The organism is Bartonella sp. CB10SXKL, from assembly GCF_042195515.1.
Taxonomy (GTDB): domain Bacteria; phylum Pseudomonadota; class Alphaproteobacteria; order Rhizobiales; family Rhizobiaceae; genus Bartonella.
Map to the genome: position 1 here is coordinate 1 of NZ_JBHION010000010.1, position 24,976 is coordinate 24,976.

The following is a 24,976-nucleotide window of genomic DNA, read 5'->3' on the forward strand; positions in this document are numbered from 1 at the left end:
CGTATTAGAATACGCGGCACCTATGGAACGCAAGAGTTTGTTGATAACTACAAAAGCGCACTTGCCGAGTTACAAGGACTCATACTTCCTAAATCAAAAACCGGTAAACTTGTTGAAGGGTCATTTGCATGGCTACTTAAACAATACTTTAACAGCTCCAATTGGCATAGCCTTTCTAAAGTCACCCAAAAACAAAAAGAACTCATCCTTATGAAGGTATGTGATACCATAGGAAACATTCCATACCAAGCAATTGAAAAGAAACATATCATAGCCGGTGTTGAACGGCGTAAAGAAACACCAGCAATGGCTAGAAATTTTCTGAAAGCCCTTAATGGACTTTTTAATTGGGCGATTGATCAAGGTCTTTTGGAAAATAATCCAGCTTTAGGAATAAAAAGACCCCCCCTCAAAAACAAAGAGGGATTTCCTGTTTGGACAGAAGAAGATGTCGAAAAATATTATCAAAGATGGCATCATGGTACCCATGAACGTGTCTGGATTGATGTTCTTTTATATACGGGCTTGCGTCGTGGTGATGCGGTACGCATTGGCTGGAAAGATGTCAAAGACAATATTATTCATCTCAAAACAGAGAAAAGTAAATTCCAAACAGATGTTTTTCTTCCCATTTTACCGGAATTAGCTAAAACGCTTGAAACTGGTCCTATTGGAGAAGAAACATTTATCTGTAGTAAAGTGAATCAAAAATTCACCAAAGAAAGCTTTGGGAATGGATTTAGAGACGCTTGTAATGCGGCTGGAATTAAAAAATCGGCGCATGGATTAAGAAAATTAGCCGCAACACGTGCAGCTAATTCTGGAGCAACAGTATCACAATTGAAAGCAATTTTTGGCTGGACAGAAGATCAGATGGCATCCCTTTATACAAAGAGTGCAGATCGTAAAAGACTAGCTCTTGAAGCTATAAAAAAGCTCCAAAAAAGTTAGGGGCAGAGACAAAAAAACATAATAGAATCAAAGTTCATTAATTCCCTTATATTCTATATAATTCTTTGATTTTATTTACTCTATACCCGCCCCTTGGGCGTACCATCCTCCTTTTTTCTATGTGTAATATATTCATTTTATTTGTGTTTTTAAAAATGAGGGATGCATAAATAAAAACGAGAGAACAAGATTTTAAAAGGAATTTCTTCGTAAATTAAAAGGAATCTCTTTGTAAAAAGGATACAAGAATCATTAGGTGATTAATTTCTTTGTTGCATTTCGAGGATAGTGCTTTACTGCGCACAGTTATAACAATAAGAATCTATAAAATATAAGAATTAGAGTATTCTAGCTCGCGATACGGTAATTTTATAAGTCATATTCTTGCGTATGCTGTTAATTTTTAAATTAAACCAGCCACATCATTTATACGTTTTTTCCAACCTTCAAAACTGAAGTTTATCCCAAACGCATTTTATATGAAGCATTTCTAATTACAGTGCCTTTGTTATCACATTAAACTTTTTATAAATAAACAAACCGTAATCTTAGAGTTGAAATAGCAATATAAAAAATAGATGCTTATTCACCTCACACAACAAATCAAGAAACTATAATTCAGAATACGATCAATTTATTAAATGGAATCTCTGATAATAAAAACGCATAATCCCCGTCCCTCGGTGATCTAACTACCTTATCTATTAAACAGATTCTTCATCAATCATAGAATACTTATAGATTTATAAACACATCACTTCTTTTCAAGGATTAAACCCTCCAACAAAATTTTACACTCTATTGATAATATATTCTAAAAGCTCATATTTGAATGCTTTTTTCCCTTGTTTTTACTTTTCATTATAAAGTTGAAAGTGTTATATAAGTAGTATCGCTTAAAAGAAAAAGGATTTCTAATGGTAAAGATCAAAGTAGAAAACCCCGTTGTTGAACTTGATGGGGATGAGATGACCCGCATCATCTGGAAATATATCAAAGATAAATTAATCCATCCCTACCTCGACATTGATCTAAAGTATTATGATCTTTCCGTCGAAAATCGTGATGCAACCAATGATCAAGTAACAATCGATTCTGCCAATGCTATAAAAGAATATGGGGTTGGTATAAAATGCGCAACCATCACACCTGATGAGGCACGCGTTAAAGAATTTAAACTAAAAAAAATGTGGAAATCACCTAATGGTACAATCCGCAATATTTTAGGAGGAGTCATTTTTCGCGAACCCATTATCTGTAAAAATGTCCCTCGCCTTATTCCTAACTGGACAAAGCCAATTATTATAGGACGTCACGCTTTTGGCGATCAATACAAGGCAACAGATTTTAAATTTCCAGGAAAAGGGAAATTAAGTATTAAATTTGTAGGTGATGACAATCAAGTTATTGAACATGATGTTTTTGATGCTCCAAGCGCAGGGGTTGCCATGGCTATGTATAACCTTGATGAGTCAATTCGTGATTTTGCCCGCGCATCCTTTAATTATGGACTACAACGGAATGTTCCAGTTTATCTTTCAACAAAAAATACCATTCTAAAAGCTTACGATGGTCGTTTTAAAGATATCTTTCAAGAAATATTCGATATGGAATTTAAAACTGAATTTGAAAACCGTAAATTATATTACGAACACCGTCTTATTGATGATATGGTTGCTTCTGCATTAAAGTGGTCAGGTGGATACGTATGGGCATGTAAAAACTATGATGGTGATGTCCAATCTGATATTGTTGCCCAAGGCTTTGGTTCTCTTGGTCTCATGACTTCTGTTCTCATGACACCTGATGGTAAAATTGTTGAAGCAGAGGCTGCACACGGCACCGTAACACGCCATTACCGTCAGCATCAAAGAGGCGAAGAAACATCAACAAATTCTATTGCATCTATTTTCGCATGGACACGTGGACTGGCGCACCGTGCTAAACTAGATAACAATGAGAAATTAAAAAACTTTTCCACGACATTGGAAGAAGTTTGTATTAAAACCGTCGAAGAAGGTTTTATGACTAAAGATCTCGCACTTTTGATTGGGCCTAAACAAAAATGGCTTTCTACAACAGGTTTCCTCGATAAAATTGATGAGAATCTCAAAAAAGCAATGGGCAATTAAGTTATTAATTAAATTAAAATTCAAAGCTCTAAACAGAGCTTTGAATTTCTCTTGGCAAATTCAAAGAAGTACCTTATAAGTAAAAAGAGGATAAATTTTTATTAAATAGCAAAAAACGGTGAAAAAACAAAGCTGGTCTGCGCTTTTATTGGGTAAAAATGGTCTTTGCTTTTTAACATTTACAGGTGGTGTTGTATTACACGCTACCAATGTTTATATTGTTATTACTATTTTACCTTCCCTTATAAATCATATTGGCAATGAATATTATTCTTGGGTGGCGACTGTCTTTATTACAGCTTCACTCCTTGGTACTTCACTTGCAACAAAAATATTAGGGAAATTAGGTCCTCGCAACGCTTATGTTATCTCTGGTCTTATCTTTACCCTAGGCACTTTCTTGTGCAGCATTTCTTCATCTATGCCATTATTTTTAATAGGACGCTTTATTCAAGGATTGGGAAGTGGTTCTTTGTTATCTCTATCCTATTCCATGGTACGTATTGTTTTCAGCCCATCTTTATGGTCACACGCATTAAGTGTTATCTCTGGAATGTGGGGAATATCAACCTTGTTAGGACCAGCAATCGGAGGAATTTCTGTATATTATGGCCTATGGAGAGCATCCTTTTGGATCATTGGCGCATTAGCTATATTCTTCTCACTCATAGCCTTTAAAATTTTACCCAAAAAGAATGAAAACTATGTTCCAACATCCCCCCTCCCTCTTCTCCAGCTTCTCACACTCACCTTATTGATTTTTATCATCTCTGTTGGAGGAGCTATGGACACAACAATGGCAAAAATTTGCGGATTAGTTATCGGACTTAGTCTTCTCTTTGTTTTAGCAAAAATCGAATCATATAGCTTTCATCCTATGTTGCCGCGCAAATCCTTTTCTTTCTCTTCTGAAATTTTTCCTGTTTACGCATTAATACTCGTTATGACAACAGTCGTGTACAGTATAGAACTTTATTTACCACTTTTTCTTCAAGAACTTCATGGACAAGCTCCACTTATAGCCGGTTATATAGCAACACTTATGAGCCTAGGGTGGACGTGTGGAGCCCTCTCAAGTGCTGCTGTCTCCACAAAAAAAATTCGCAACATCATTATATACTCGCCCCTATTAAAACTGTTAGGCATAGCGATTCTTTTATGGCTCATACCAACAGAAGTTTCCACGCTTGAATATATTTTTATTATTTGCTTAGCACTATTTTCTATTGGAATCAGTGCAGGCATAGCATGGCCACATTTGCTCACACGAATTTTACAATGTACAAATGATGAAGATGCTCTCCGTGCCAGTGAATCCCTTACCTCCGTACAACTATTTTCAGCTGCATTGAGTGCAACTCTAGCCGGAGTTATCACCAATCTTGCCGGACTCTTTAATCCTGGAGGAACAATAGGAATGATCTTAGCAGCAAAAACTCTTCTTGTAGTGCTCATTGGTTTTTTATTTTGTTTTGCTATTCCATTAGCGCTGCGCATTTCTTACTGCATGTTAAAAAATCCAACAGGACATTCCAATAATTAAATAAATATAAAAATACCTTCTTCATTTTAAAAATGAAAAACATTAAGCATGCTTCTCCATATACCATGAGACGCAAAAAACCATTAATCCACACAAAGTTAGAACACTTCCTAAAACAGCTGTATATTCATAACTATAACCCAATTTTAAAACTAATGCTCCAGATTCTGCACCAAGAGCGTTGGCAATATTAAAAGCAGACTGCATTAATGCTCCTGCCAAAATCTGTCCCTGTAGTGCAACATCCATAATTTTTGTTTGTATAGAAGGCATAGCAGCAAAAGAAGTTCCAACAAAAAAGCATCCTATTGCCGCTGTTAACGGAGCATAGGATAAAAAGAAAAAAATAAAAAAAACAAATACGCTCCAAAGCATAGAAAAAAATATCATCGGCGAAATACCAATTTTAACAGCTAATTTAGGCCCCAAGAGATTTCCTATCACCATTCCCAATCCAACTAACGGCATAATAAATGGTACCAACTCAAGTGAAACACCAGAAATATGCATTAATGTTGGCTTGATATAAGTGAAAACAGAAAATAATCCTGACGCTCCCACCGACACCATCAACAAAAGAAGCCACACCTGCTTTTGCTTTAATGCACCCATTTCTTGCAAAGGATTCGTTTTTGGAAAACTTGAATCACAAGGAAAAAAATTCCAAATAAGCAAACAACATAATAAAGCGATCATCCCCACAAGGACAAAAGCAATCTGCCAACCAATAAGTTGACCAATCCAAGTAGCACTGGGTGCTCCCAAAACGGTTGCAATTGTTAAGCCAAGCATAACATATCCAACAGCTTTAGAACGTTCTTTCATTTCTACCATTGAAGAGGCAACCATAGCCGCAAGTCCAAAATAGATTCCATGGGGAAGTCCACTGAGAAAGCGTAATACTACTAATATGCTAAAATCAGAAACAAAGGCACTAGCAATATTTGCTAAGGCATAAAAAAGCATCAAGCCTATCAAAACAGTTTTGCGTGATACCTGAGCTGTTGCCACAGCTAAAAGAGGTGCTCCAATCACAACTCCTAATGCATAAGCAGAAATATATTGACCAGCGGTAGGAATATCAACATAGGAACTTCGTGCCATCTCTGGCAGTAGCCCCATTGCAACAAACTCTGCAGTACCAATAGCAAAACTGCCCACGGCAAGAGCTAAAATTATTAAACGTCGTATTCTCGAATCAATTCCCAATGCAAGAACCTTTTGTTGATAAGAATCCCTCATATCATCACTTCTGGATAGGAGTTTTAACTGTAAATATCTGTAATACACACAAACAAAAATTCAAAACATTGTTATACGCATGCCCAATAGTCCCCAATAAAGTTTTAGAAATATTTTTATATATAAAGCATTTTATGGAGTTTTAAGTAAGATTCTTTAATGGAAAATCTTTGAAAACCTCAAGATCATAGACGTATTCACCTATTTCTATCAGATCTACCAGATAATAAACTTTGTCTCCTCTTTTCAGCCGTTGAAATTTTACAGTGAAAACTTTAACAACGATATACTATACCCTATAAATAATTCTAAAATTTGCTGAATAATGCATTTCAAACAAGTGAACAATATCTCATCATTATCTTGATACAAAGATAAAACTTCTCCCCCAATTATTGTTGCTTTATTTTTGCTACCTAAATGCAGATCCCCCAAATCGATAAGCTATAATTTTAACTTTAGGCCATTCTTATAAATTATTATAGAGTCTTTTAAAAATTCTCATGATAATAGTGCTTGGTTTCTAGATTTATTAAATATCCTCTTTTAGGCATCTTTCCCCCTCCCTCACAGAGGAATCGCATCAGATATCTAACTCACTATCTGTAAATTAAAATATCCACGTAAATATATTATGATTATTTTCATATAAATTCTATAAACAAAGCAGAAAACAAATATAATAAGTTTTGTTTCAATATATATATTGATATTTTATAATATATGATAATTATTGTGATTAATATTTAATTTTTATTACATTAAAACTATAGCTTTTTAGTTTTACAATATTAATAATATTATATAAATCTCTTTAAATAATATTTATATTAATATATAAAAATAATAACAATATAAAATTATAACATTTTAAATATGTAATCTTATTTTAGTTTTATTTTAATTTTCTAAAAATTTATCTGTTCGATTGTATATAATCCATTCTTTACCTTTAATAATAAAAAACACAAAATATCTCATAAAAATACAATTTTCATACTTCTTTAAGAGTTCGCTAACGCCTCATTAACATTGTTGCTGTAAACAGTCATCAGAAACAGAAAAACTGTTTTTCTCCGGATCAGGTAGCGCGTACCGGAGTAACAGTTTCTGTTTTTATATAGTAATTAGAAACAGAATATGTGCCCTTATAAAACCGCACTGTTATATTTTAAGATAGTGAAATTTTATAATTTTGGAAGATGTTTCTAATTTCATATTTTTAACTAAATTTGTAAGTGCGAGAATAAATTCAATAAAAAAATGAGGCGTTATATTACGATTAATATTTTAGCGTCCTTGTGCCCATAGAGCACGCGTTTCAGCGCAAAAATCAGCATAACAGCCTTCCTCAATGGCATCACGAATTCCCTGCATAAGTTGTTGATAATAAAAAAGATTATTCCAAGTCAACAACATCCCCCCAAGAGATTCACCAGATTTGATCAAATGATGCAAATAAGCACAACTATAATCATGTGCTGCTGGACAAAGTGACTGTGGATCAAGAGGATGTGGATCTTCTGCATAACGCGCATTACGCAAATTAATTCTACCAAAGCGGGTAAAAGCTAAACCATGACGTCCTGCACGCGTTGGCATAACACAATCAAACATATCAACACCACGTGCAACACTTTGTAAAATATCATCAGGTGTCCCTACTCCCATAAGATAGCGTGGTTTATCCTCTGGTAAAATCGGACAAGTAGTATCCAATACTGCTGTCATAACACTCTGCGGCTCACCAACAGCAAGCCCTCCAATAGCGTAACCTTTTAAATCCATTTCTTTTAATGCTTGAGCAGAACGTTCACGCAGTTTCATATTATCACCACCTTGAACAATCCCAAACAATGCTTTATCTGGCTGATCTCCAAAAGCTGTTTTACAACGCAGCGCCCACCGCAATGAAAGTTCCATAGCTTCTTCCATTTCTTTTTCAGTTGCTGGTAATGCAATACATTGATCCAACTGCATCTGGATATCCGCACCAAGAAGTCCTTGAATTTCGATAGAACGCTCTGGACTCATTTCATAGTAAGCTCCATTAATGTAAGAGCGAAAAATCACACCTTGTTCAGTAATTTTACGGATTCCCGCCAATGACATAACCTGAAAGCCACCAGAATCGGTTAAAATAGGTCCGCTCCAGCGTGAAAATTCATGTAATCCTCCCAAACGCGCAACACGTTCAGCTCCTGGACGTAACATTAAATGATAAGTATTCCCCAAAATGATATCTGCACCAAGATCACGAATTTGATCCATATACATAGCCTTAACAGTTCCTGCCGTCCCAACAGGCATAAATGCGGGTGTACGAACACATCCTCGCCCCGTTATAATTTCTCCTCGACGTGCATACCCATCTTGAGCAATTTTTCTATAATGAAATGTCTTTATCATAACTCTCGTCTTTTTGATTCCATCAATGCATATCTCTATAGAAAGAAAAAAGATATCCCCTTACGCGCATTGTCATAAGCTTTATGAATTAATTTTTGATTCGCTCAATATTGTAACCAGCATCAAAAATTAAACGAGATAAAAGAACATTTCTTGTTAAGAAATCACCATAATAAAAGTGATAATCTAACTCTAGAAAAATAGTAAAATCCTTATAATATCATACCTCAAAATACCTACGCTTATCCTTAACAGAACTGCAAAATTATTATCACAATAATTTCATCTTCACATACTTCCATAAGCAGTAACTTTGTACCCATAAAAGAAAATTTTGAACGCATTGTACAGCTCACAATATTCTTTAACTTTTACAGATAAAAATTTTTCATCTACTGGGCACAGCGATCCTCACGCTTAATAAAAGTGCAAATGAACATAATCATTTATCCACTCACAATATTGAGATAGCTCTTGGCATTGGAGATAATTCACAAAAGAAATTAACGTGTAAATAAAAATACTTTAAAAAACTAAAAATGCTTTTTGTAAAGATTCTCAAATACCAAAAGCTCTATCGTAACATTAGAGGCTGAAAAAGCGTATGATGGTACCCGTTTGCTCCTTCACAAGCTTTAAAGATGGTGGTGCATAATATTTTATACTATTTATAGCTTTAAAACTATACATGCCATGAATGTCATCGTGGAAGTGAATGTTGATATGTACTGAGAAATGCTTCTTAAAAAACACGTAAATATGCAACACAAGTGTATTCCGTTTGGAGCGTTCCTCTATAAAAAAACGAGAAAAATAAAAGCGTAAGTCCATGCATAATCTTCATTATTTAAAAGATATTGCGTTAGATACTTAAAAAAGTAAAGTTGAATTAAAAAGGAGATGGCAAGACTAGCCATTTATTTCACTTCTGCGCCTTTATTATATTCTTCTAAGATTAAACTGTCTTCTTATTTTAAAGATTACGCCAATATATATATATAAATGCTGGTTTTCCACCTTGCTAAGAAAACTGGATGAGCGAGTAAAGCTCTTATCCGTCTTAATATGTGTTTCAAACATGCTTCTGCATTAGGATTGGATGTTGATTTACAAGCAGAAACAAAAGCACACGCTCTCTCAGGAAAGTAACATCATAAAACTATTAAGACCAGCAATGGATGGAAGAGAACTGCCAAATTTTTTATAAAACACTTTGCCAAACAACAACCATAATACAACAGACTTTGCGTTTTCTTATTCTGACAAGTGTTTGTACAAATCCTTTGCGTTATATTCTTAAGGAAGATCCGATTGAAGGAAATATATGGACAATGCTTAGCTCGAAATTATAAAAGGTAAGCGTGATACTACAAAAGAGTTTTGTGTGCCTTTATTGATCAGAAAAGAGTATTTTTTTCTTAGAAACTTACAATTAAAATCAGTATAGTTTATACTATTTTGCATCCGCAGCAATAATGGCTTTGGTAATTGAATCTGGATCTGAAACAGGTTCACCACGTTTAATTTTATCAACATTTTCCATACCTTCAACAACCTGCCCCCATATGGAATATTGACGATCAAGCCACGGAGCATCTGCAAAACAAATAAAAAACTGAGAGTTAGCAGAATTTGGATTCTGACTCCGTGCCATAGAAACTGTACCACGCTTATGAGAAAGATTTGAAAACTCTGCTGTTAAATTTGGTTTTTCTGCCCCCCCCATACCCGCACGTGATAAATTGAATTTTTCACTATCCTTCTTTCCAAATTGCACATCCCCTGTTTGCGCCATAAAACCATCAATAACGCGATGGAAAATAACATTATCATAAGCACCTTCACGTACCAATTCTTTAATACGTGCAACATGACAAGGTGCTAAATCAGCAAAAAGCTCAATAACAACTCTGCCCTTTGTTGTTTCAAGAATTAAAGTATTTTCTGGATTTTTATTCTCAGCCATATGGAAAGCTCCCTTGATTCATTTCTCAACTTGTAAAGTAGCAGCATTAATAACATCAGGATTTTTTACAGATCCATTATTATTTGTCGTACCTTTTTTTATTTTATCAACAACATCCATCCCCTTTATAACCTCTCCAACAACCGTATACTGACCGTTTAAAAAAGCAGCATCATCAAAACAAATGAAGAATTGAGAATTCGCGGAATCCGGATCTTGTGACCGTGCCATCCCAACTGTACCACGCTTAAACGGCTGTTTTGAAAACTCTGCCGGTATATTGGGATAATTTGAGCCACCCATACCAACGCGTTTCAGATCAAAATCTCTACTGCCTTTTTTTCCAAATTCTACATCACCAGTTTGTGCCATGAAATTAGGAATAACGCGATGAAACACAACATTATTATAGGCCCCCTCCTCTGTTAATCTTTTGATTTGCGCAACATGTTTTGGCGCCAAATCAGGACGCAGACGAATAATGACATCACCATCTTTGAGAGATAAAACAAGAAGGCTTGCATCGCTTGCTGGTCTAGGATTACCAGCGACAGCGGACAATGAAAAAAAACAAAACACACATATCAAAACAGCAAAAATTCTACGAGACACAATTATTCTCCCCTAAAAGATTGGAATTTCGAGCTCAAAGCTTGTGCAACATTGGGCGGTACAAATGGTGTCACATCACCTCCCATAGAGGCAATTTGGCGTACCAATGTAGAAGTTATCGCACGCCCAGAAACACTTGCCGGCAAAAAAACAGTTTGCAATTCAGGAGCCATAACGCCATTCATCCCGGCCATTTGCATTTCATAATCAAGATCAGTACCATCACGCAATCCACGAATGAGAAATGAAGCACCAACTTCACGCGCCTTCTCAATGAGAAGGTTGCTAAATGAAAGAACCTGCAATCGATTAGAATCTGCACCAAACAAGTCTTTCCCGACCTGCGTAATGAAATCAACACGCTCTTCGAAGCTAAAAAGTGTTTTTTTGTCAGCCTGTATCCCTATAGCGACGACCACCTTATCAGCTAACACAAAACACCCTTTCAAAACATCAAGATGACCATTTGTAAGAGGATCAAAAGAACCCGCGTAAAGAGCAATTTTCATGACTTTACTCCTTCCTCTTAAAAATTATTTTTCTTCGCTCATATCAACTGTATCAGAATGCTTCTCACCTTCATCATCTAATGAACTCGTATCATCTTCAGGTTCAGAAATACGTTCAACCGATACGACTCTTTCACCTTTGGCTGTATTAAAAATTGTGACTCCCTTAGTTGAGCGCCCAGCAGTACGAATTCCCTCAACAGGGACACGAATAAGCTGCCCCCCATCTGATACCAACATAATTTGATCTTGCGCCTTCACCGGAAAAGCCGCTACTAATTTACCAATTTCAGCTGTTTTAGATGGATCTGTTGCGCGAATCCCCTTTCCGCCACGTCCCGAAATCCGGAACTCATAGGAAGAAGAACGTTTACCATAACCAAATTCACTCACTGTCAAAAGCATTTGTTCACGTGCATGAAGTTCTGCATAACGTTCATCTGTTAACTCTGTTTCAGCACCCCCATCTTCTTCATCAAGAGTTATAACATCTTCAACATCAGCATCTGCACCAGAAGCACGCCGTTCATTCATTACACGTTTAATATAAGCAGAACGCTCAATGGACGTCGCCTCGACATGCTCTAAAATTGTCATCGAAATGACTTTATCGCCTTTAGCTAAATTGATACCACGAACTCCCACAGAATTACGCCCAGCAAAGACCCGAACATCAACAACTGGAAAACGGATACATTGTCCATTGGCTGTTGTTAGAACAACATCATCATGTTCTGTACAGGTTTCAACAGAAAGAATTTCATCTTCTTCATCAAGTTTCATCGCAATTTTACCATTACGATTAACCTGAACGAAATCTGATAATTTATTACGACGCACAGTTCCACGTGTTGTCGCAAACATAATATCTAATGCACTCCAGCTCGCTTCATCTTCAGGCAAAGGCATAATCGTTGTAATACGCTCACCTTGTTGTAAGGGAAGCATATTGATCAAAGCCCGCCCACGCGATTGGGGTGTCCCCAGCGGCAGTCGCCAAACTTTTTCCTTATAAACAATCCCACGTGATGAAAAGAAAAGAACCGGAGTATGCGTATTGGCAACAAACAACCGCGTTACAAAATCCTCATCCTTCGTGGACATACCAGAACGCCCCTTACCACCACGTCGCTGTGCACGATAGGTATTAAGAGGCACACGCTTAATATAACCACTATGGCTTACCGTTACCACCATATCCTCTGGCGCGATCAGATCTTCACTCTCCATCTCAGCGCTACCAAAACCAAATACGGTACGTCGCGGCGTTGCAAACTCCTCACGAAGAGCACTCAACTCATCCTTAACAATACACATAATCCGCACGCGTGATGCCAAGATCTCAAGATAGTCAGCGATATCCACGCCAATTTTATTCAATTCATCAGCAATTTCATCACGCCCAAGGGCTGTCAATCGTTGCAAACGCAATTCTAAAATAGCACGCGCCTGTTCTTCAGAGAGATTATAAGTACCATCCTCATGAATAATATGACGAGGATCATCAATAAGTTTAATCAAAGGCGCGACATCCATCGCTGGCCAGCGTCGCTCCATTAACTGTGCACGTGCTGTCTGCGGATCAGGAGCTTTGCGAATAAGCGCTATAATTTCATCAATATTGGCAACAGCAAGGGCAAGACCAACCAAAACATGTGCTCGCTCACGCGCTTTACGCAAAAGATATTTTGTTCGCCGACTGACAACTTCTTCCCGAAAAGAAACAAATGCACGAAGCATATCAAGCAACGTCATCTGTTCGGGTTTTCCCCCATTCAAAGCAACCATATTACAACCAAAGGAAGTTTGCAGCGGCGTATACCGATATAATTGGTTTAAAACAACTTCCGCAACAACATCTTTCTTCAGCTCAATAACGACCCGATATCCATCACGATCAGATTCGTCACGCAAATCAGAGATTCCTTCAATGCGTTTATCGCGCACCAATTCGGCCATTTTCTCAATCATCGTTGCCTTATTAACTTGATAAGGGATCTCACTCACAATAATTGCTTGTCGACCACTGCGAATCTCTTCGATCTCAACTTTAGCACGCATAATGATTGAGCCACGCCCTGTTTCATAAGCTGCACGAACACCAGAATGTCCGAGGATAATGCCCCCTGTAGGAAAATCCGGACCAGGAATAATTTCAATTATTTTATCGAGTGTGATATCGGGATTATCAATCAAAGCGATACAACCATCAACGACTTCACCAAGATTATGGGGAGGAATATTGGTTGCCATTCCCACAGCAATCCCCCCTGACCCATTAACCAAAAGATTGGGAAAACGCGCTGGCAAGACAACCGGTTCACGCTCACGCCCATCGTAATTATCCTGAAAATCAACAGTATCTTTATCAATATCAGCTAAAAGTTCTTCTGAAACTTTTTCTAAACGACACTCAGTATAGCGCATGGCCGCAGGTGGATCACCATCAACGGAACCAAAATTTCCCTGACCATCAATTAATGGATTTCTTAAAGAAAAGTCCTGCGCCATACGCACTAATGCATCGTAAATTGAAGCATCACCATGGGGATGAAATTTCCCCATAACCTCACCAACAACACCAGCAGATTTACGATACGACTTATTAAAAGAAAGCCCCATCTCATTCATAGCATGAAGGATACGTCGATGAACAGGCTTAAGACCATCACGGACATCAGGGAGTGCACGTGAAACAATCACGCTCATCGCATAATCGAGATAGGAGCGTTGCATTTCATCAATAATACTGATTGGTTCAATACCGGTTAGCACATCACGTTCTGGGTGTGGAGTAAGATCGGTCACAATTTCAAAACTTTCAAAAAAGAATCATTTCACTTTATTTATAGCGAAAAATACACCAAAATGCTAATTTCTCTCCCATGACAAAAAAGAAATTTAACAATATTTTTCAAGATGTTATTAATTTATATTTTAAATTACCAATAATAATTAACAATTTTCACTTCGCTAAACTTCAAAAATCTGAAACAAGCAAACCATAAAATGATCATAATACTGCAAATTAAAGACTCTTAAAAAGGGACATCATCATCTAATTTGTGTGAAAAACTTTCTCCCAATTGATTATTATTTTGACCAAAAGTATTTCTCTGATTTGAGTGACTATCGGCAAAGCCACCACTATAACTCCCTCCTTGACTTGCTCCTTGCTCCCCGCTCGCAGCTCCCCGCCCATCAAGCATTTGTAATTCGCCACGGTACTTTTGCAAAACAATCTCTGTTGTATAACGGTCATTTCCATTTTGATCTTGCCATTTTCGTGTCTGTAACTGCCCCTCAATATAAATTTTGCTGCCTTTTTTTAAATATTGCTCTGCAACTTTGACAAGGTTTTCATTAAAAATAACAATACTATGCCACTCAGTGCGTTCTTTTCGCTCATTTGTATTCCGATCGCGCCAACTTTCTGAAGTAGCAATACGCAGATTTGCCACTTGATCACCAGAATTCAAACGGCGGATTTCAGGATCGGCACCAAGATTACCAATCAAAATAACTTTATTAAGGCTACCAGCCATCGTATAAACTCCAAAATTTTAATTCGTAAAGTACTCTGTTCTATAACAGTTATAACCATCTTGACCTTCAATTTACATGTCGCAATTGACCATCAATATGGGTATGCTATCCTTTACCAATATTGTATTCAGTGTAATTATAACAAAAGATGATAAAAACGCATAGTTTATTCCACCACGAGAGAATAAAAAGCTGCTCATTTGTATTTTTTTCACAAAACTTATACCTTCCTTTTGCATTAAAGCAGTTAAACACATTGTAATTCTAAAAAAACAGTTTTATTCCATTTTAGGTGCTCAATTTTTGCCACATATGCCAAGGATAAAGTATGACTCATCAAAAATATATCTCCATTCGCGGTGCACGTGAGCATAACCTTAAAAATATTGATCTTGATCTGCCTCGTGACAAACTCATTGTTATAACAGGACTTTCTGGATCAGGGAAATCATCTTTAGCGTTTGATACAATTTACGCTGAAGGACAACGTCGCTATGTCGAAAGCCTTTCAGCCTATGCACGCCAATTTTTGGAAGTCATGCAAAAACCCGATGTCGACCGCATAGACGGTCTCTCTCCAGCTATCTCCATTGAACAAAAAACAACCAGTCGCAACCCTCGTTCAACGGTAGGTACCGTTACTGAAATCCACGATTACATGCGTCTTCTCTTTGCACGTATTGGTATTCCTCATTCTCCTGCAACAGGACTTCCTATTGAAAGCCAGACAGTAAGTCAAATGGTGGATCAAATTATGTCCTTACCAGAAGGAACACGAATTTTTATTATGGCACCCTTAGTGCGAGGACGAAAGGGAGAATATAAAAAAGAGCTAACAGAACTTTTAAAAAGAGGATTTCAACGCGCTAAAGTTGATGGAAAATTCTATGAAATCGCTGATATTCCACCTCTTGATAAAAAATATAAACACGACATCGATGTCGTGGTAGACCGCATTGTTGTACAGAAGGATATCACCTCTCGCTTGGCTGATAGTATAGAAACCTGTTTACAGCTAGCAAATGGGCTTGCCATAGCTGAAATGGCAGACCAACCCTTAGCACAAAAAGAAACGACAAAGGAATCTGCTCATAAATCAAAAAATGATACACACAAACGGCTCATTTTTTCAGAAAAGTTTTCCTGCCCAGTATCGGGTTTCTCTATTCCTGAAATTGAACCACGCCTTTTTTCGTTCAATAATCCTTTTGGGGCCTGTCCTCTCTGCGATGGATTGGGTATCAAAAAGGCAATGGATCCACTAAAAATTGTGCCAAATAAAAACCTTACCCTAAAGAATGGAGCCATTGCTCCTTGGGCTAAATCAGATTCACTTTATTATAGTCAAACCTTAGAAGCATTAGGAAAAGCTTACGGTTTCAAACTCACAGATCAATGGTGTGAACTCTCTAGTGAAGCACAACAGGCTATTCTCTATGGTACAAAAAGAGATGAAATTTCTTTTATCTATAAAAATAATTCTGGTTCGCATAAAATGACCCAACCCTTTGAAGGAATCATCCCTAATATGGAGAGACGCTGGAAAGAAACCGATTCTGCTTGGTCTCGAGAAGAAATCGAACGTTATATGTCTTCTTCGCCCTGCCCAGCTTGTCACGGTTATCGTTTAAAACCAGAGGCACTTGCTGTAAAAATAAACGGAATGCATATTGGGCAAATATCAGATCTTTCTATTCTAAAGGCAGATGATTGGTTTGCCAATGTTCATCAATATCTCACAGAAAAACAACGTAATATCGCGGTACGTATTTTAAAAGAAATTCGTGAACGCTTAGCTTTTTTAAATCATGTAGGATTGGAATATCTTACCTTGTCTCGAAATTCAGGAACGCTTTCAGGGGGAGAAAGCCAACGCATTCGGTTGGCATCCCAAATTGGTTCTGGTCTTACAGGCGTTCTTTATATTTTAGATGAACCATCTATCGGTTTACACCAACGCGATAATGAACGCCTTTTGGAAATGCTGCGTCATTTGCGCAATCTTGGCAATACAGTTATTGTTGTTGAACATGATGAAGATGCTATTCTCACAGCAGACTATGTTGTTGATATGGGGCCTGCCGCGGGCGTTCATGGTGGAGAAATCATAGCGCAAGGGACACCGCAGGAAATTATAGAAAATTCAGCCTCTCTCACAGGCCAATACCTTTCAGGAAAAATGGCTGTTAAAATGCCGACAAAGCGACGCAAAATATCAAAAACGAAAACACTTAAAGTCATTGGCGCCAAAGGCAATAACCTCAAAAATATCAATGCGAATATTCCTCTTGGAACCTTCACATGCATAACTGGTGTTTCTGGAGGAGGAAAATCAACATTTCTTATTGAAACGCTTTTCAAAGCAGCATCACATCATATCATGGGCTCTCATCACAGCCCTGCCAGCTATGACAAAATTGAAGGATTAGAATTTCTTGATAAAGTCATTGATATCAACCAGTCCCCTATTGGACGCACCCCACGCTCTAATCCCGCAACCTATACAGGTGCTTTTACACCGATTCGTGAGTGGTTTGCTGATCTTCCAGAATCAAAAGCCCGCGGTTACAAAGCTGGGCGTTTTTCATTTAATGTTAAAGGAGGACGGTGCGAAGCATGCCAAGGCGACGGAGTCATCAAAATTGAAATGCACTTTTTACCTGATGTCTATGTTACTTGCGATGTCTGTAAAGGAAAACGCTATAACCGAGAAACACTAGAAATAAAATTCAAAGGACAGTCTATAGCCGATATTTTGGATATGACAATTGAAAAGGCAGAAGAATTTTTCCAAGCTATTCCCGCTATTCATAATAAAATGGAAACTCTCATTAAAGTAGGATTGGGTTACATAAAAGTAGGACAGCAAGCAACCACACTTTCTGGTGGGGAAGCACAACGTGTAAAACTTGCGAAAGAACTTTCTCGTAAAACAACGGGACGTACACTCTATATTTTGGATGAACCGACAACAGGTTTACATTTTCATGATATTTCCAAACTTCTTGAAGTGCTTCACGAACTAGTCGAGCAGGGCAACACAGTTATAGTCATTGAACATAACCTTGATGTTATAAAGACAGCCGACTGGATTATTGATTTAGGACCAGAAGGTGGAGATCGCGGTGGTGAAATTGTTGCAATTGGACGCCCTGAAGACATCATTAAGGTTCCCGCTTCCTATACGGGAAAATTTCTAAAAGATGTTTTACTACGCCCATCTCTCTATAATTCCAATTCTTAGAAACGCTTTTTATTGTAAAATACAGCATACTAACAAAGCCTGTACTTTTATTATTACCTGTAAACCAACACCTAATTCCAGTAGTGCAACACGTTTGAAGCAAAGACTAAAAACAATTTAGCGCTTTATAAGCTGTTTCAGTTGTCGTATTGCCAAATAAGAATGCGCGCATAATTGCATATTTATTCTCTGTTTTGTTTATACCTGAAACGACCAGACAGCCTAAACTGGGAAAAATACGAAGTTTTAAGGGTATAAATAAGTTCCTATCTTTACATCACTTCTTAATTTATCTTTATGATTTCAAAGGAATCCGCGGCAATATCTTATAATGAAGATTGCCATTGCTTCACGCTTTTATTCATCGCGTTCCTTAATGGGATCATATTCCTCACGAAGGGACAAAACGCCCCAAACGGAATATATTTGCATTGCCAATTCACACATCTGTTTTAAAGAAACATTTCTCAATGCTCCCAAGCCCATTTCACAACAGCAGCTATGAATGCTATAATGATAAACTCATTTATTGTACACCACCATTTTTACGTTTATGAAGAAGCATAATCAGCAACATCACACTCTTTTCCAATATTTATCTCCCCTACTCCCTAATATTGTAAAGCCTTTAGTGATAGAAAGCTTTCATAAAAAACATTTTATTTTTTTTCAAATGTTGTTACCCACACACTCGTACTATTTATGATATATAAAGGTATTGTTTTGATTGATTGACGACAAAAAGATCTAAAATGAGAAAATCCTACGCTATTAGAGTTTCTCATTTAATGTGGAAAATGTCTAATTATCCTTATAAGTAAATGTGTTATCTAAAAAAAGAAACAAAACTCTTTTATTGTATAATTTGAATTCTTGTAAAAGAATTGTAAGGTTTTTTCCCAAAAAACAGTGTTTGACTGTATTCTACAAAAGAAACTCTCCTAAAAGAGCTTAGAGTATCATTATTTGCGACTTTTTGTGCACAAAGTATCTGTTGGACATCTTACAGTTGTCAATATAATGTGATGCAGTCTAAAAAGACAAAATAACGTTGGAGATAATTTCAGCATGAAAAAAATTGAAGCCATTATAAAACCTTTCAAACTTGATGAAGTGAAAGAAGCGCTTCAAAAAATTGGGTTACATGGTATTACAGTAACAGAAGCGAAAGGTTTTGGTCGTCAAAGGGAACATACAGAACTTTATCGTGGTACGAAATATGTTGTTGACTTTCTACCTAAAGTAAAGATTGAAATTGTTGTGTCCGATGAAAAACTGGAACAAACTGTTGATGCAATACGTAAAGCAGCTCAAACCAAACATATAGGAGATGGAAAAATATTTGTCTTTTCCATTGATGATGCAATTCGTATAGGCACGGACGAAACCGGTATCGATGCCCTTTAATAAATAACGAGAAAATTCACTTTTTTATCCACCTCAACGCCACATTAAGGAAATTGAATATGACAACCGCATCAGATATTATCAAACAGATTACAGACAACGAAATCCGTTTTGTTGATTTACGTTTTACTGATCCACGAGGAAAATTGCATCACATTACAATGGATATCGCAGAGATCAGCGAAGATACTTTTAGTGATGGTGTCATGTTTGATGGTTCTTCAATTGCTGGTTGGAAAACAATTAATGAATCTGACATGGTTTTAATGCCAGATCCAGAAACAGCACACATTGATCCTTTTTTTGCTCAATCTACTTTGGTCATATTTTGTGATGTACTTGATCCTGTCTCTGGTGAATTTTATCGTAGAGATCCTCGTTCTATCGCCAAAAGGGCTGAGGTTTATATGAAATCTTTAGGCATTGGAGATACAATCAATGTAGGTCCAGAAGCAGAGTTTTTTATCTTTGATGATGTGCGCTATAAAACGGACCCTTACAACACAGGGTTTAAACTCGATTCAAGTGAACTTCCCTCCAATGATGATACGGAATATGAAACAGGAAATCTAGGGCATCGCCCACGAATAAAGGGAGGCTACCTTCCTGTTCCGCCAATTGATTCCTGCCAAGATATGCGTTCTGAAATGCTCACAGCACTCAAGGATATGGGCGTACAGGTCGAAAAACACCATCACGAAGTAGCAGCAGGCCAACATGAATTGGGTATTCGTTTTGATACACTTGTTCGCGAGGCTGACAAGATGCAAATTTTTAAATATGTTGTACATCAAATAGCAAATAGTTATGGGAAAACAGCAACCTTCATGCCAAAACCAGTTTTTGGTGATAACGGCTCTGGAATGCATGTCCACATTTCCATTTGGAAAGATGGCAAACCCATTTTTGCAGGAAATGAATATGCCGGACTATCAGAAACCTGTCTGTTTTTTATCGGTGGTGTTATTAAGCACGCAAAAGCAATAAATGCTTTTACCAACCCATCCACAAACTCCTATAAACGTTTGGTTCCTGGTTATGAAGCTCCTGTTCTTCTTGCCTATTCAGCACGTAATCGTTCTGCATCTTGCCGTATTCCTATGAGCTCCTCACCAAATTCAAAACGCGTAGAAGTGCGTTTTCCAGACCCAACAGCAAATCCCTATTTGGCATTTGCAGCCCTTTTAATGGCTGGTCTTGATGGCATCAAAAACAAAATTCATCCCGGACATGCTATGGATAAAGATCTTTATGATCTTCCCTTAAAGGAACTTAAAGAAATCCCTACTGTTTCAGGAAGCCTGCGTGAAGCGCTTGAAGCACTTGACAAAGATCGTGGCTTTCTTAAAGCTGGCGACGTTTTTGATGATGATCAGATTAATTCCTTCATTCAAGTAAAGATGCAAGAAGTCTTGCGTTACGAAACAACACCCCATCCTGTTGAATTTGATATGTACTATTCTGTTTAAACAATCAATACGCATTCTTTTGATTTTTAAAATGGAGGCAAAAGCCTCCATTTTTGTGGATATTCTTCTCATGCAAAAGCGCAAGAGGCTTTTTGCTCGTCCGCTTTTCCTTTATAATGTGTTGAATCTCTTCAAATGAATTAACAAAGGTTTCTAATGCCGCGAATTTGTTTTCTCGTTCCCGTTCTTTTATGCATTGTCTTTATCACATCAACAACTAAAGCACATACAATAACCAACCAAAAACTTACAACTCTTGAGAAAGCAACATCTGCTTATAGTAAAGCACTTAAAAATGCCGATGCAAATGCCATCTTAAATGCTATTCCTCCCCAAGTCATCAACCGCTTAACCGCCAAAAAAAATCTTAATCAATCACAATTTCTACAAATCATGAAAAGCCAAATAGAACGGTTGGCAGAAAGTTACAAGATTGAAACGATCAACATTGATCAAAAACAAAAACGTGAAGGTACCCTTGATAATGGTACCCCTTATTTTGTTATACCCGTGGAGCTTGTAACCACAACAAATGCTGGAAAAAAATGCTCTATTCAAACTGAAATTATTGCCCTACTTCACGATAACCAATGGTATTTTATCCGTGGTAATGACGAAGCGCTCTTAACCATAACCAATGAACTATTTCCTGGACTTGATAAAGTAAAAACCAATCCTCAAAAAGTCACAAAAATACTCTGAGCCAAAAGAATGCACGTAAATAAAAGATTTACCCCTATAAACAAGTTGTAACAATTGTAGCAGCAGCCTTAAATTCAACTTTTTTATGAGCACGACGTGCTATTGTTTCTTTATCTATTCCCCATTGTTCCATCATCCAATCTTCATCTAAATGGGCAATAGACCAAGCATGATCAGCATCAATGTTTCCCGCAGCAACAGCAAGAGCAATGAGAGCAGATCCCGTTAAGGTTGTCATCATATGAAGTGCAGCAAGCATATAAGCAGACTCAACGCTACGTAAATAATGACTCACAGCTTGAAGTGCTTCTGGTGATTGTTCCACATGCATCAGCCCTTCTGTCAAATAAAACCTTGCACCCAGTTTTTTTTCTGCCCAATCTAATAAAGGATCCCATTGCTCAGATTGTTTTTGCACCAACTCTTTAGGTGTCTGTGCACGATAAAAGATCATATCACATGCAACGAAACGCAATAAATCTTCAAAAACCACCTGCATATCATCAGCGATACCATCAATAACAGTATTAACCAAACGCGTCATCGGCATTTTTGCAGGATCAACAACGTGCTTTTGGTTCTCAAATTCCTGAGCAACATATTCAGCAAACACTTCTGTTGGCACATGAAAATGACGCCTTGCGGGCGTTTTTACAGGACGTTCATCCAACAAAATCGTAAAGCCGACCTCCTCACAAGCGATCTTCACTTGCTTATAAAACCGTTTTGGGTGTGATTGGCATGAAAGATTTTGAATCTTTTGAACAGAACTCTTCTTATTCAATGGTATATCAAAACGATCCAAAATCTCACGCATATTGTTTACCTCTGATCTTTTCAAAAAAAACGACTGTTTTTTTAGGTTCTGTAGCTTCAATAAGGTTTAATCTGACCTTCTTAACGATTCCAAAGAAGAAAAAAGACCTTACCACCCCCCACTCTAATTTAAGAGTTATATTTCATGTTTCTTTTACAAACAAGACAATGATGATTGCCTTTTATATATTCAATACAATCATAATAGTAAAACAATTTTTAAAAGTATGATCTTAATTAAGAAATTAAATATATTGAGTTTTATGGCAAAGATGTTCACGCCTTACCAATTTGCTTATTATTCATCTACAATAGTATTATCAATATGAATAGATTCAAAAACGCTGCTCATCCAAAAAATGATAGAGCAGTACGGTTTACGTGTCATTCACCTTCGCTTAACCATTCCAATAATTCTCTAACATATCCAATAAATACCCTGCATAGAATTTTTCCTGCTCAATCACTCCCCTAAACGACGATGTTTTACGGCATGATAGAATAATGACAAGACAAAATTTATCGTAAATTTTCTTTCACATATACATGATTTTATAAAGCACTAAATTACTTAACGCATTGTGCTTGATGTACTCTACATATTACACTAGTTTAAATTTAGGCACATAATTATAAAGAATAGAGATCATGCAATCTGAAAATAATACTTTTATCTATACACTTGGCCCTGCAGATACTAACTGTGCAACTGCAGAATAATGGTGGCTTAACAATCACAATAAAAATATTTTGTCCACTGACTCGAGATCCCGTATTATCTTATACGCAACTCTTGAAGAAGCATTTAATGAACTTGCTCAAAAAAAAGATAGGTATCTCCTAAGCCGTGCTACTTACCCTGATTTGCATACACTCATATTTACCCGTTTAGGTGATATGCAATTATTTGACAGCTTTATCATGCCTACTCACTCTATGGTTTTAGCTAAACGCAATAACATTGATGAAATTAAAACCGTAGCGACTCATCCTGCCCCACAATCTCTGGTAGCTCATCAATATGACAAAGTATTTGCCAACAGCAATGCTGATGCAGCCGTTCTTTGTAAGGCTGAAAAAGCAAGATTCTTGTATCACAACATCGGTTGCGGCAAATCGCTATAGGCTGAATATTGTCGAAAATTTTGGACAAGTGCCAATGGCCTTTTTGCTCCACTCACTAAAGTCAACTAATCATGAAAAAATCTGAAGCGCTTCTTTCCATTGTTAACTTGGTTGACAAATTCCGTATGCGCCAAGAACGAGATGGGAGCATTAAAGAACCAACTTCAGCAGATAATAATATGATCAATGAATTGATCACTCTGCTGAACCACCATGCCAATATTCTTGACGGATTATCTCCAAAACTTTTAGCGACCATTTCTGATGATCTTCATCAGTGGATAATCAGCGGTTTAACGACCCCTCCTAAATTTGATAACACTTTGGCTGCTTTCAAAGCCCCATTACCAGATGCTCCCTTGTTTTTCTTGGCTCCAATGCGTGCAACAAATGGACCTGATCCAGAAGGATTCCGGCTGGAATTAGTTACAGGATATCGTCATGAAACGGCCTATCTTGCTGACGCCTCAAAATATACAAATAATTATGTATCACCTTTTCAATGTATAAAAATGGGAATAGCATCAAGAGGTTTTTTAGAAGGCAATTGCATTGTTCTATTCCCAGAATCTGTAGCGGCTGCTCAAAAAATTGATAAGCAAGCATTTGCTTTGTTTTTTTTTCAGTAAATTCTTTGATATTTACAACAAGCAAACAATTGTGGAAGCTGAACGTTTACTCGGTCGAGATAGTAAATTCCTGTTCGGTCAATTGCATAGTCGTAACTTATCTAAAGAAGACATTTACGATGCTCGCTGTTTGTGGGGCTATTATCATGACTATGCACATCATACCGGACCGCGGCCATTGGATAAAAATCTGTATATAAAATTAAATTGGTTTACAGGTCTTCTAGAAGAAACTAAAGTTGATTTAATTATAGTGCGTATTATGCTACAAAATCATCCAAAATTTTGGAAAGAAATAACTGAATTTATCCTATTAGAACGCATATTTCGTTATCCAAAAGATTCTGATCAGCATATGACATTCGATGCTGGTACAGGGATCTTGCTTTTTGAAATATTGATGCGGAACAAAGCATTGATTGAAACAAATCAAGGTTATCTTCAATTTGATTTGGAGCGTCTTGAAAAAGTAATAATATTGATGATAGCAGATATAGAAGCACTTGAAGCATTAGATGATGACGCTTATTTGGCAGGAGCTAAAGATTATATCCAAAATAATCTTGGAAAACCACAGACCTCAAAGTCACGATTTAATTTTTCAACATCATCTTATGCACAGCGAGTGATTAGAGGATTAAATCATTGAGTTTTATAAAAGGACGATTATTATT

The 24,976-nt window shown here is 37.0% G+C and carries 17 protein-coding genes and 1 pseudogene; 10 read left to right on the forward strand and 8 right to left on the reverse strand.

Annotated features, from left to right (window positions below):
- The 3 genes from ACFIK3_RS06310 to ACFIK3_RS06320 all read left to right on the forward strand — a co-directional run.
- Window positions 1-951, forward strand: a 951-nt coding sequence (locus tag ACFIK3_RS06310) for a tyrosine-type recombinase/integrase (RefSeq protein ID WP_375676424.1), incomplete at its 5' end; no start/stop codon positions are given.
- A 917-nt stretch (window positions 952-1,868) separates the two neighbouring features.
- Window positions 1,869-3,083, forward strand: coding sequence for an NADP-dependent isocitrate dehydrogenase (locus ACFIK3_RS06315; RefSeq protein WP_273791677.1), 1,215 nt, complete (start codon window positions 1,869-1,871; stop codon window positions 3,081-3,083).
- 118 nt (window positions 3,084-3,201) lie between these two features.
- On the forward strand, window positions 3,202-4,626 hold the full coding sequence (locus ACFIK3_RS06320; protein WP_375676425.1) for an MFS transporter: 1,425 nt from the start codon (window positions 3,202-3,204) through the stop codon (window positions 4,624-4,626).
- 42 nt (window positions 4,627-4,668) lie between these two features.
- Here the strand turns inward: ACFIK3_RS06320 and ACFIK3_RS06325 are convergent, their stop codons facing one another.
- The 7 genes and pseudogenes from ACFIK3_RS06325 to ssb all read right to left on the reverse strand — a co-directional run bounded on the left by ACFIK3_RS06325 (window position 4,669) and on the right by ssb (window position 14,909).
- The gene (locus ACFIK3_RS06325) at window positions 4,669-5,868 is read right to left on the reverse strand and encodes an MFS transporter (protein ID WP_375674653.1); all 1,200 of its coding nucleotides are present in this window, start codon (window positions 5,866-5,868) and stop codon (window positions 4,669-4,671) included.
- A gap of 1,290 nt (window positions 5,869-7,158) precedes the next feature.
- A complete protein-coding gene (tgt, locus tag ACFIK3_RS06330) occupies window positions 7,159-8,277 on the reverse strand; it encodes a tRNA guanosine(34) transglycosylase Tgt (RefSeq protein ID WP_273791486.1) in 1,119 nt (372 codons plus the stop codon).
- Between the two features lie 1,453 nt (window positions 8,278-9,730).
- Complete coding sequence (locus tag ACFIK3_RS06335) at window positions 9,731-10,243, reverse strand: peptidylprolyl isomerase (protein ID WP_273791487.1); 513 nt, start codon at window positions 10,241-10,243, stop codon at window positions 9,731-9,733.
- Between the two features lie 18 nt (window positions 10,244-10,261).
- The gene (locus ACFIK3_RS06340; RefSeq protein WP_375654505.1) at window positions 10,262-10,855 is read right to left on the reverse strand and encodes a peptidylprolyl isomerase; all 594 of its coding nucleotides are present in this window, start codon (window positions 10,853-10,855) and stop codon (window positions 10,262-10,264) included.
- Window positions 10,845-11,364, reverse strand: a pseudogene (gene coaD / locus ACFIK3_RS06345) (pantetheine-phosphate adenylyltransferase). Before coaD ends, ACFIK3_RS06340 begins: the two are co-directional and overlap by 11 nt.
- 24 nt (window positions 11,365-11,388) lie before the next feature.
- The gene (gyrA, locus tag ACFIK3_RS06350) at window positions 11,389-14,172 is read right to left on the reverse strand and encodes a DNA gyrase subunit A (protein WP_273791490.1); all 2,784 of its coding nucleotides are present in this window, start codon (window positions 14,170-14,172) and stop codon (window positions 11,389-11,391) included.
- A gap of 230 nt (window positions 14,173-14,402) precedes the next feature.
- Window positions 14,403-14,909: a single-stranded DNA-binding protein gene (gene ssb, locus ACFIK3_RS06355; protein ID WP_273791491.1), complete on the reverse strand. Its 507-nt coding sequence runs from the start codon at window positions 14,907-14,909 to the stop codon at window positions 14,403-14,405.
- 329 nt (window positions 14,910-15,238) lie between these two features.
- On the opposite strand from ssb, the gene uvrA reads away from it, so the two are divergent.
- The 4 genes from uvrA (at window position 15,239) to ACFIK3_RS06375 (ending at window position 21,732) form a co-directional block, all read left to right on the forward strand.
- On the forward strand, window positions 15,239-18,154 hold the full coding sequence (gene uvrA, locus ACFIK3_RS06360; RefSeq protein ID WP_375660585.1) for an excinuclease ABC subunit UvrA: 2,916 nt from the start codon (window positions 15,239-15,241) through the stop codon (window positions 18,152-18,154).
- 1,068 nt (window positions 18,155-19,222) lie between these two features.
- Window positions 19,223-19,561 (forward strand): P-II family nitrogen regulator, encoded by a 339-nt coding sequence (locus tag ACFIK3_RS06365; protein WP_015856528.1) that lies wholly within the window; start codon window positions 19,223-19,225, stop codon window positions 19,559-19,561.
- Between the two features lie 59 nt (window positions 19,562-19,620).
- On the forward strand, window positions 19,621-21,030 hold the full coding sequence (glnA, locus tag ACFIK3_RS06370) for a type I glutamate--ammonia ligase (RefSeq protein WP_273791493.1): 1,410 nt from the start codon (window positions 19,621-19,623) through the stop codon (window positions 21,028-21,030).
- Window positions 21,031-21,186: 156 nt separating this feature from the next.
- Window positions 21,187-21,732, forward strand: coding sequence for a hypothetical protein (locus tag ACFIK3_RS06375; protein ID WP_375621407.1), 546 nt, complete (start codon window positions 21,187-21,189; stop codon window positions 21,730-21,732).
- Between the two features lie 34 nt (window positions 21,733-21,766).
- On the opposite strand, the gene ACFIK3_RS06380 is transcribed toward ACFIK3_RS06375, so the two are convergent.
- The gene (locus ACFIK3_RS06380) at window positions 21,767-22,549 is read right to left on the reverse strand and encodes an ATP12 family chaperone protein (RefSeq protein ID WP_375676426.1); all 783 of its coding nucleotides are present in this window, start codon (window positions 22,547-22,549) and stop codon (window positions 21,767-21,769) included.
- 749 nt (window positions 22,550-23,298) lie between these two features.
- Here ACFIK3_RS06380 and ACFIK3_RS06385 point away from each other — a divergent pair.
- The 3 genes from ACFIK3_RS06385 (at window position 23,299) to ACFIK3_RS06395 (ending at window position 24,951) form a co-directional block, all read left to right on the forward strand.
- Window positions 23,299-23,673: a hypothetical protein gene (locus ACFIK3_RS06385; RefSeq protein WP_375676427.1), complete on the forward strand. Its 375-nt coding sequence runs from the start codon at window positions 23,299-23,301 to the stop codon at window positions 23,671-23,673.
- Between the two features lie 71 nt (window positions 23,674-23,744).
- Window positions 23,745-24,302 carry a DUF6421 family protein gene (locus ACFIK3_RS06390; protein ID WP_375676428.1) on the forward strand — a complete coding sequence of 186 codons (558 nt, stop codon included), beginning with the start codon at window positions 23,745-23,747 and terminating at the stop codon, window positions 24,300-24,302.
- 31 nt (window positions 24,303-24,333) lie between these two features.
- Window positions 24,334-24,951, forward strand: coding sequence for a DUF6421 family protein (locus tag ACFIK3_RS06395; RefSeq protein ID WP_375676429.1), 618 nt, complete (start codon window positions 24,334-24,336; stop codon window positions 24,949-24,951).
- The last annotated feature ends 25 nt before the right edge of the window (window positions 24,952-24,976 follow it).